We start from the raw sequence: 9323 nt of genomic DNA, 5'->3' as shown, positions 1-9323 counted from the left end.
GAGCCCGTAGAGGGGCGTCGGCAGCGTGGTGCCCGCCATGCCGGTGGCGAAGACGTACGCCGCGAAGGGGTAGGCGGCGGCGCCGAACCGGCCCCGGTGCCGCCCTGTGCTCCCGTCTTGGTCCTGAGTGATCACTCCCGCACCGTAGAACACCGGAGCGGTCGCCCGGCGGAGGCGGGCCGGGACGGGATGGGGGGCGGGGTGGAGGCGGGGCCTCCGTTCTGAACTGGGCGTTTGTGCGGGGCCGTTGAGATGGGGAGGGGTGGTGAGAATGTGTGTTCAGGGTGGGAGTACCGTGCGTTTCTCGCACTACTGGTTCAGTGCGGAACATCCCGGAACCCCCCGGAAGGACGTAGGAATGACAGCACCTCGTGGCAGATGGGCCCGTACGGCCGCCCTCACCGTGGCGAGCGCCGCGGCAGTGGCGGGTACGGGGATATGGGCGGTGCCCGCATCCGCCCACACCCCATCGTGGTCGGTGGACTGCACCTCGGTGTCGGTCAACCTGACCGCCTACAACTCGGAGGTCGAGAACACGGTCTCCATCACGGCGGACGGCAAGGACGTGCTCTCCGCGCAGAAGTTCGGCTCGGAGTTCCACAAGAAGCTCGACCTGCCGAAGCACAGCAAGGAAATGACGGTCAAGCTGTCCGTCAAGGCCGGTGACGGCGACCAGTACTCCCGCGAGGAGACGAAGACCTCGCCGGTGTGCGAGGGCGAGGAGGAGCCGGAGCCTTCCGCTCCGCCCACCAAGCCCTCCAGCCCGAGCCCCGCGCCGAGCACCAGCAGCGAGGCCCCGGCCCCGTCCACGGAGCCCAGCACCAGCGCTCCCGCGGCCAAGCCGGACGACGGTGGCTCGGATCTGGCCGAGACCGGCTCGTCCGACTCCACCCCGCTGATCGCCGGGATCGCCGGCGCGGTGGTCCTGGCCGGAGCGGCGCTGCTCGTGATCACCCGGAAGCGGCGCTCCGCGACGAGCTGATCCGAGGGATGGCGGCGTGATGCGGTGACGCCTCACGCCGTGCTCCGACGCCGGTGTGTACCGGCATCGGTGTGACGCGGTACGCAGTGCGCGGTACGCGGTACGCGGTACAGGCGTGGGGTGTGCCGGGCGAGGGCCCGGCACACCCCACGTGCGTGCGTGCCGCGTATACGGTGGCCGCATGGCAGGTACGCAGGGGCGGCAGGGCACGCGACGGGAGCCCGGCGCGGAATCCGGGACCGGCGAGGACAACGCTCGCGACGGTGCCTCGGCGGCGGCAGGGCTGCTCGCACGGGCGGCGCGGACCGCCCCGATGACGGCGGCGATGACCGGTCTCCAAGGACAGTCCGACGGTGTGGTCGCGTCCGTACCCGCCGAGTTCCTCGGGGAGCGCGACTGGCTGGCCGAGCAGGTCAGGCTCTCCGCCCTCCGCTGGCGCACCGACAGCCTCCGCGTCGGCGCCACCCTGTGGTGGTACTCCGTCAGCACCGTGCTGCTCGCGCCCCCGCTGGTCACCGGCTTCCTCACAGGCCGCAGCGTGCACCCCGGACCCGAAGGGCTGGTACTCCAGCTCGGCGCCGCCGGGCGCCCCGTCGCCGTACGCCCCGCGCCGCACATGCCCGCGCCCGTCGACGGCGCCGCGCCGGGCCCGCTGCGCGGGCTGCTGGAACTGTGCGTCGACGGGCTGGCCGGGGTCGCGGGGCTGCGCCCGCGCCCCCTGTGGTCCCTCGCCACCGACTCGCTGGCCCAACTGCTCTCACGCGCCGGGCGGGAGAGCGGCCGGGTGGCCGACAGCACCGCCTGGGGCGCGGCCCTGGCGGAACGGATCGGCCCGCCGCTGCCGCCGCCGCGCTGGGTGGAGGTGCCCGTACCCGACGGCAGCGACGGCCTCTTTCCCGTACCGCCACCGGACGCGTCGCGCGTGGAGACGTTCGTGCGGCGCGGGTCGTGCTGCCTGATCTACGAGTCGCCTGGCGAGGGCAAGTGCGCGAGCTGCCCGCGCCGTACGCCCGACGACCGCGCGCTGCAACTGGAGATCGCCGCCTCCCGGATGGCGTCCTACGGCTGACGGGCGCCCGCGGGCGGCAAACGCCGCACGGGACGCCCGTCGTCCCGCGTCACCGTCCGGGCCCGTCCAGCACGGGTATCAACTGCTCCTCCTCGTACGTCAGATGGGCCTCCAGCTCTTCCGTGAGCCGCTCCACGTCGGCGAGCACCCTGGCCGGGTCCGCGTCGGCGGTGGAGATCACGCGTTGCAGCTCCTCCAGCAGCACGGCCACCCGCGCGTGCTCCTCGCGCAGCCGCTCCAGCGCCGGGACGAGGTCGGGCCTGTGGGAGGCCATGGAGACGAAGAGCCCCGCGTCCTCCGCCGTGTGGTGTCCGTGGAGCCCCTGGCACAGTGTCAGGCAGTTGATCCGCAACTGGGTGCCCAGTCCGGGCCCCGACTCGGTGATCTCCTTGCGGATCAGGGCGAGTTCGCGCCGGTACCCGTCGTGCACCAGCTTGAGCGCGGTCCCCCAGGTGGGCGCGTTCATGCGCGGCGGACCGGGGAGTTCGTGGAGCGCGACGACGGGGATGACGCGCGAGGTCTTCGCCTGGTAGTCGGCCCAGCCGGGGTCGGCCTCGACGGCGCGCGCGAAGGCTTCGTCACGCGCCGCGCGGTCGAGGACGACGGCCTGCGCCTCGTAGGTGAAGAAGCCGTTCTCGACGGTGACACGGGGGTTGGCCAGCACGTTGCGGAACCAGTCGGGATGGCGGGGTGCGCCACCGGCCGAGGCGATGACGAGGATGCGCTCCTCCCCGTCGGGGAGATAGCCGAGCGGGGTCGTGTGCCGGGCCCCGGACCGCGCCCCGACGGTCGTCAGCAGGATCAGCCTGGCCCCCTCGAACATCCCGCCGACCTGCCCGCTGTTGGCGCGGAACTCCTCGATGACCGGCACGTTGAACTCGTTGGGCATTCTCACTTCTTTCCTGGATACGGTCTTGAATACGGTGCCGCGGCCATTCGCGGGCATGACGGAACGACGGAATGACGGGACGGCGGAATGGCCTTCCGGAGCGGAAAGCGGAGGGCCGAAAGGGAAAAGGCGCGCCGAAGAGACGTCCGGGCACGGCGGAAGGCTGCCGGAGCGTGGCGGCGCGTGGAAAGCACGGGGTGCAAAGGAAGCACGGGAGAGGGGGAGGGGAGGCGTGGAAACACGGACCTCACGGAGGCGGCACGGCGGACTCCTGGCCCGCCTCGCACTCACGTCAAGGCCGGGTGCCTCACTCGATAATGGCCCATGGCCGACCCGGCAGTCACACCGCAGACAGTAGTGCGCCGGAGTCGTCGAGGCAACGCTCAATTTTCCGCTGCCCGGAAGCGGAATCCGGCCCGGAAAGCGGTTCCGGCATCGTCCCGAACGCCGAGGACGGGAAGAGGGAGCGGAAATTCCGGGCGGAGCGGGAGGATGCCGGGCGGGGCCGATACGGGGACGGTACGGGCCCGCCGCCGTGACCCGGAGAAAAGCGGAACCGGAATCTCGGCGGCGGGATGTGGGCGGCCCGTTCGGCGAGCGGCGGTCGTCGGGCCGAGTGCTCAGACCGTCGTGCTCAGACCATCGTGCTCAGACCATCGGGTTCAGGCCGGGGCGCCGGAGGCGGCAGACGCTTCGGAGGGCGTCGCCGACGGAGAAGACGCCGCCACGTGCTCGGTCTGTTCGGCCTGCGCCCGTTCCGCTTCGTTGAGGTAGCGGTGCGCGGTGGAGAGGATCACGATGCCCAGGACCAGGGCCCCGGCGCCGATGTAGAAGGGGACGTGGACGTTGAACGCCTCCACCAGCTTCCCCGCCGCGAACGGCGCGAGCCCGCCCCCGATGAAGCGGACGAAGCCGTAGGCGGCCGAGGCGACGGGACGTTCGACGGGCGAGACCGTCATCACCGCCTGCGTGGTGACGGTGTTGTTCACCCCGATGAAGATCCCGGCGACGATGACGGCACCGATCAGCACGGGCTTGGTGGTGGTCCAGACCGCGATCACCAGGACGACGACGGCGAACAGCGCGAGGTTGGCGTAGAGCGTCCGCGCGATCCCCAGCCGGCGCTGGAGCCAGGGCGCGCCGAACACGGCGAAGACGGCGACGAGCAGCCCCCAGGCCGTGAAGACCGCGCCGAGCTGGATGGCGCCCAGTTCCATGGGGAAGGGCGCGTAGCCGAGCACCGTGAAGAAGGCCCAGTTGTAGCAGAGCGCGGTCAGCGACATCGTCAGCAGCCCGCGGTGGCGCAGGGCGCGCAGCGGGTCGGCCAGCCCCGTGCGCCGTTCCGGGAGGGGGAGGGGCTCGACGAGTACGGCGGTGGCCAGCATGGCGACGGCCATCAGCACGGCGACGCCGAAGAACGGGCCGCGCCAGCTCACCTCCCCGAGCACCCCGCCCAGCAGCGGGCCCATGGCGATGCCGAGGCCCAGCGCGGTCTCGTAGAGGATGATGGCGCCCACGAATCCGCCGCTCGCCGAGGCCACGATCACGGCGAGGGACGTCGCGATGAACAGTGCGTTCCCGATGCCCCAGCCCGCGCGGAACCCGACGATGCCGCCGATGCTCGACGTGGCCCCCGCGAGCGCGCTGAACACCACGATGACGGCCAGCCCGGCGAGCAGGGTGCGCTTGGCGCCGATGCGGCTGGAGACCCAGCCGGTGATGAGCATGGCGACGGCCGTCACCACCAGATAGCTGGTGAACAGCAGGGTGACCTGGCTGGGGGAGGCGTGCAGGTCTTCGGAGATCGCGGGGAGGATCGGGTCGACGAGGCCGATACCCATGAAGGAGACCACGCAGGCGAACGCGACGGCGAAGACGGCCTTCGGCTGCTGGAAGGGACTGGCGGCCGGGCTCGGGGTCCGGCCCGGGGAAGAGCCTGTCATGAAGCTGCTCCGTTTCCTGCGACGAGGGGCGAGCGGCGACGAACGGTGCACGACGGTGCACGCCGTGCACCGTGAAGGGCACGACGGAGTGCTCGTGGGGCGGGTGATGGCGCCGCCCCACGAAACATTCATCCTGCATGTATATCGCGGGGGACCCGCTCGGCGGCAGTACGGAAGCGGTACGGAGACGGCGCGGGGCCGTTCAGGGCCTGCGGCCGCGGAAGGTGCGGCGCAGGTCGCTCACCCAGGCGCCGGGGTTCTCCCAGGGGATGAAGTGGCCGCCGTGGTCGTGCGCGTTGACGTTGACGTGGTGGAACCAGGCGGCCTGCGGGCCGTTCTTGAACGCCCGCACGCGCGCGTCGGCGCCGTGGACGCCGGGCGGGTTCTCGTACGTGACGAAGGTGAGGCCGACCGGAGCCTGCACGACCGGGGTGCGGTCATGGGAGGGGGTCCAGGGGTAGCGGTTGGCGTTGGCGTAGTAACGCATCGACGTGGCGATGGAGTTGTTGACCCAGTAGATGGTGGCGTGGGTGAGCAGCTCGTCCTTGGTGAAGACGGACTCGACGTCGCCGCCGTTGTCGCTCCAGGCGTGCCAGCGCTCCAGCAGCCAGGCGAGCAGTCCGGCGGGCGAGTCGCTCAGCCCGTGGGCCAGGGTGGCGCCGTCGAGCATGTGCACCGCGAGGTGCGAAGCCGAGCGGTGGTCCAGCTCGGCGACGCGGGCGCGGACGTCGGCTGGCTGGTCGTCGGTGAGGGGACGGTTCCGGGCGAAGTCCCAGGCGCGGGGCCCGGTGAAGAAGTCGAGCGGCAGCCCGGAGCCGATGTGGATGCCGTACAGCTCGTCTGCGTACTTGTGGCCGAGCTGGCTGGAGACGATCCCGCCGATGTCGCAGCCCCCGGCGGCGTACTTCCCGTATCCCAGGGTCTCGGTCATCAGGGTGTGCCAGAGGTCGGAGACCTTCCAGAAGTTGACGTCGGGAAAGCCGGTGAGCGGCCCTGGGAAACCGAAGCCGGGGAGGGACGGCACGATGACGTCGAACGCGTCGGCGGGGTCGCCGCCGTACGCGGCCGGGTCGGCGAGCGGGCCGGTCACCTTCGACCAGTGCCAGAACGTCCACGGCCAGCCGTGGGTGAGGATCAGCGGGACCGGGCGGGGGCCGACGCCGGGCTTGCGCATGAAGTGCACCGGGACACCGGCGACGCTCACCTGGTAGTGCTCGTGAGCGTTGATGGCGGCCTCGGCCGCGCGCCAGTCGTAGCCGTCCCGCCAGTAGGCGACCAGCTCGCGCAGATAGCTCGCCGGGACGCCGTAGGACCAGTCCTCGTTCCCCTCGTCCAGCGGCGGACGGGTCGACGCGAGACGGGCGCGCAGGTCGGCGAGGACCTCGTCGGGCACATGGACGGGGGTGGGGTCCAGGGGGAAGGCGTGCGGGGTGGTCATGACGTGGTTCCTTCGTGGTGGTCGCGAGAGACGTCTGGTGATGGATAGCCGGTTTTCCCGCTTTACGGCCAGTGAGTTTTGTGGGACATCACAGGGCAGGTCCGCCGCAGCGCGGCCTTTCCGCCTGATCGCCTGATCCCCTGTCCGTCCGCTCGTCCGCTCGTTCGCCGTCGACTCTCCCGGAGGATCCCCATGGCTCGTCACAGACGGTTGCGCACCGCCCTGGTCGTCATGACCGCCGTCACAGCCTGCTGGCTGACGGTGCTCGGCACGGCCACCGCGGCACCCGCCACCCCGGCCGGGAACGGCGCGGACCGGCCCACGGGGCAGACCGGGCAGATGGGCGAGGTGGCCTCACCGCAGGTCGCCGTCCCGGTGGGCACCTACCAGATCAGGCCCTACCTCTCCAGGGACGAGTGCCTGCGCGCGGGACCGCAGGCCGGGGACACCGGTATCTACGTCGGCGCCTGCGGCGACTCGACCTCCCTGTGGCGGCTCGGGCCGACGGCCCCGGCCCACGGCGCGCAGTTCATGGAGGTCCGCAACCTGTCCAACAACATGTGCCTGGACGAGTACCACCCGAGCGGCGCGACGACGGGCCGCGTCGACTTCCTCCAGTGCAGCCAGCGAGCCGACCAGGCATGGGACTTCCGCGGCGGCACCGCAGCGCAGTCCTGGGTCTGCGTGGCCTCCAGCCCCGACTGCGATCTGGTGCTGCGGATGAACAGCACGTTCACCTCCTGGGGCGGACGGAACGTCTACACGTCCCGCATCACCAATGACACCAGCCTGGGGGACCGGCGCTGGCAGCTCCTCCGCGTAAGCTGATCCAACGCCCCTCGCCGTACGGCATCCCGGGCCGGGTGGGTGACTGTCGGACCCTGGCTCTATGTTCCTCGCATGAGATCCGAAGTACGAGAAAAGCTGGACCGCTTCCGCCAGGCGGCACTCGCGCGTGATGTCCCGTCGGCCGAAGTGGAACGGTGGCTGGAGGCCGCCCGCCCCTGCGCGATGCTGTCACCGCACGTGGACGGGCCGGTCGTGGGGCACTTCGGCGGTCCGCTGACGCTTCCCGTAGGAGCCGATGTCCCCGAGGGCCTGGACCGGATGCACCTCATCGCGTCCCTGGACCTCGCCGCGCTGCCCGGGGACGCGACGGGCCTCCCGCTGCCGCACGAGGGCCTGCTTCTGCTGCTCGCCCATCCCGACGCGCTGGACGCGTACGGCACGGCGATATACGTCCCCGCAGGCACGCCCGTCGAGGAACGGCGCGTCGAGCACGACTACAGCCCGAGCGACGTTCTCCACGATCTGGAACCGTATTTGCGTGGCGCGGGAGAGCTGCGGCTGCGGTACGACGTCTCCCTGCCGGACTACGACTCGATCCCCGGTCTCGCCGGACATCCCCATGCCGGGACACTGCGCGAGGCGTGGCGGGAGATACGGGACGGGGACCTCCAGCTCACCAAGTGGTCGCAGGTGCAGATCGGCGGGTACGCCGTGGACGGGTACGACGAGGTGGACCCCGTCATGTCCGCGGCGTACGACGCGGAATCGGAGGAGAGCCGGCCCGAGGACTGGGTGCTCCTGGCCGAATGGCGCCCTGCCATCGAGGACTGGGAGAGCGCGATCGTCTACTGGTCGATCCCGGGGCAGGACGTGGCGGCCCGGCGCTTCGGGCAGGCGAACGTCTCCATGTTCTACGCCCCCTGAGAGGAAGCGGCGCCGACGTGGGCCCGCATGAGAACACCCGCATGAGAACGCCCGCGTGAAAACGGCGTACCGGTCCGGAGAGGCCGTGGCGGGATTCGAACCCACGTAACTCGCTTTGCAGGCGAGCCCCTGAACCACTCGGGCACACGGCCGTGTCGGTGACACACGGGAACCATAGGCCGCCGTGTGCCCGGGGTGGCAAGAGAACCGGGTGCGCCGCCATGAAGGCGCAACACCCGGTTCACACACACCGGGTGCCGCCCTCTCCGCACGCCCTCGCGGTGTGGTGCCGACTCCCCTCGTGCTGGGCAGACTTGACACCATGACGTCCGAGACCGCCTGGCACTTTCTGGACGACCGAGGTCACCGTGCGACGGCGGAGCACCGTCCGCTGCGGGTGGTCGCCTACCTTCAGGCAGCGGCGGCGTTATGGGACCACGGACTCAGCTTCGTCGGGGTGTTCGGCTCCCAGCACGACGGTGCCGTGCCGGACCGCGCCAAGTCCGGGAACCTGCCACTGGACAACGTCCCCTATCTCGGCGCGGGCAGCGCACTGCGCACGGAGGACGTCCTCGCGGTGCGGCCCGAACTCCTCGTCGCCGTCACCTATGACGGCAAGCGCGCCTACGGCCTCGACCCCGCGCAGGCCGCTGAGCTGGAGAGACATGTTCCGACGGTCGCGCTCGGCGTGGGCGCCGGGCACAGCCTGACGGCGGTACGGGAGCGGTTCGCCGCGCTGGCCCGCGCCCTGGGCGTGGGGGAGGGCGCGGGCGCGGAAGTGCCGGGAGCCGAGGCGCTCGGCGCCGCCTCGCGCAGGCTCCGCGCCGCGGCGGACGCCGCGTCCCGCACGCGCGTGCTCGCCCTCTCGCCCGCGGGGCCCGACAGCGTCCATCTCGCCCGGCCCGGCGCGTGGGCCGATCTGTTCGCGCTGGCCGAGCACGGCGTCGGCATGGTCGAACCGCCCGCGGGACCCGGCGCCAACTGGTCGACCACGGGCTGGGAGGAGGCCGCCGCGCTCGCGCCGGACGTGGTGCTGAGCGACATGCGCGGCAACGCGGTCGCCCCCGTCGCCCCGGCTTCCCCCGCCTCCCCTGCTTCTCCGGAGCGGACGGGGCAGGGCGCGGGGTGGCAGGCGCTCGCGGCCCGTGCCACGTTCGTGCCCTGGAACCCCGAACTGCCCTGTAGCCCGCTCGCCCACGCCCGCTTCTTCGAGCACGTGGCCGAGATCCTGGAGATCACCGCCCGGCCCTCGTAGCCGAGTTCCGACCGGTTCACGGGTCTACGCCCAT

Annotated in this window: 7 protein-coding genes, 1 tRNA gene and 1 pseudogene; 5 read left to right on the top strand and 4 right to left on the bottom strand. The window is 71.5% G+C overall.

Annotated features, from left to right (window positions below; genetic code table 11):
* The first annotated feature begins 358 nt into the window (after window positions 1-358).
* Both ACYVOO_RS33180 and ACYVOO_RS33175 read left to right on the top strand, forming a co-directional pair.
* Window positions 359-982 carry an LAETG motif-containing sortase-dependent surface protein gene (locus ACYVOO_RS33180; RefSeq protein WP_461019416.1) on the top strand — a complete coding sequence of 208 codons (624 nt, stop codon included), beginning with the start codon at window positions 359-361 and terminating at the stop codon, window positions 980-982.
* Between the two features lie 181 nt (window positions 983-1163).
* Window positions 1164-2051, top strand: coding sequence for a (2Fe-2S)-binding protein (locus ACYVOO_RS33175; RefSeq protein ID WP_461019415.1), 888 nt, complete (start codon window positions 1164-1166; stop codon window positions 2049-2051).
* 49 nt (window positions 2052-2100) lie between these two features.
* Here ACYVOO_RS33175 and ACYVOO_RS33170 read toward each other — a convergent pair whose 3' ends face one another.
* The 3 genes and pseudogenes from ACYVOO_RS33170 to ACYVOO_RS33160 all read right to left on the bottom strand — a co-directional run.
* Entirely contained in the window at window positions 2101-2940 is an 840-nt protein-coding gene (locus ACYVOO_RS33170; RefSeq protein WP_461019414.1) for a nitroreductase/quinone reductase family protein, read from the bottom strand.
* Window positions 2941-3602: 662 nt separating this feature from the next.
* Window positions 3603-4883 (bottom strand): MFS transporter, encoded by a 1281-nt coding sequence (locus tag ACYVOO_RS33165; protein WP_461019413.1) that lies wholly within the window; start codon window positions 4881-4883, stop codon window positions 3603-3605.
* Between the two features lie 763 nt (window positions 4884-5646).
* Window positions 5647-6321: pseudogene (locus tag ACYVOO_RS33160) on the bottom strand (epoxide hydrolase family protein); the annotation flags it as partial.
* A 192-nt stretch (window positions 6322-6513) separates the two neighbouring features.
* On the opposite strand from ACYVOO_RS33160, the gene ACYVOO_RS33155 reads away from it, so the two are divergent.
* Complete coding sequence (locus tag ACYVOO_RS33155; RefSeq protein ID WP_461019412.1) at window positions 6514-7149, top strand: RICIN domain-containing protein; 636 nt, start codon at window positions 6514-6516, stop codon at window positions 7147-7149.
* A 72-nt stretch (window positions 7150-7221) separates the two neighbouring features.
* On the top strand, window positions 7222-8034 hold the full coding sequence (locus ACYVOO_RS33150) for a DUF1963 domain-containing protein (protein WP_461019411.1): 813 nt from the start codon (window positions 7222-7224) through the stop codon (window positions 8032-8034).
* 80 nt (window positions 8035-8114) lie between these two features.
* Here the strand turns inward: ACYVOO_RS33150 and ACYVOO_RS33145 are convergent.
* Window positions 8115-8186 (bottom strand) — tRNA-Cys (locus tag ACYVOO_RS33145).
* Between the two features lie 170 nt (window positions 8187-8356).
* Here ACYVOO_RS33145 and ACYVOO_RS33140 point away from each other — a divergent pair.
* Window positions 8357-9289: a substrate-binding domain-containing protein gene (locus tag ACYVOO_RS33140; RefSeq protein ID WP_461019410.1), complete on the top strand. Its 933-nt coding sequence runs from the start codon at window positions 8357-8359 to the stop codon at window positions 9287-9289.
* Window positions 9290-9323 lie beyond the last annotated feature (34 nt).

This window comes from Streptomyces daliensis (assembly GCF_054782395.1).
This window is presented reverse-complemented; position numbering and strand designations above follow the sequence as displayed.

Excerpts from the sequence above, each read along its gene's own strand:
- ACYVOO_RS33150 (WP_461019411.1), top strand. The coding sequence starts at position 7,222 with ATGAGATCCGAAGTACGAGAAAAGCTGGACCGCTTCCGCCAGGCGGCA.
- ACYVOO_RS33180 (WP_461019416.1), top strand. The coding sequence starts at position 359 with ATGACAGCACCTCGTGGCAGATGGGCCCGTACGGCCGCCCTCACCGTG.
- ACYVOO_RS33165 (WP_461019413.1), bottom strand. The coding sequence starts at position 4,883 with ATGACAGGCTCTTCCCCGGGCCGGACCCCGAGCCCGGCCGCCAGTCCC.
- ACYVOO_RS33155 (WP_461019412.1), top strand. The coding sequence starts at position 6,514 with ATGGCTCGTCACAGACGGTTGCGCACCGCCCTGGTCGTCATGACCGCC.
- ACYVOO_RS33175 (WP_461019415.1), top strand. The coding sequence starts at position 1,164 with ATGGCAGGTACGCAGGGGCGGCAGGGCACGCGACGGGAGCCCGGCGCG.
- ACYVOO_RS33140 (WP_461019410.1), top strand. The coding sequence starts at position 8,357 with ATGACGTCCGAGACCGCCTGGCACTTTCTGGACGACCGAGGTCACCGT.
- ACYVOO_RS33170 (WP_461019414.1), bottom strand. The coding sequence starts at position 2,940 with ATGCCCAACGAGTTCAACGTGCCGGTCATCGAGGAGTTCCGCGCCAAC.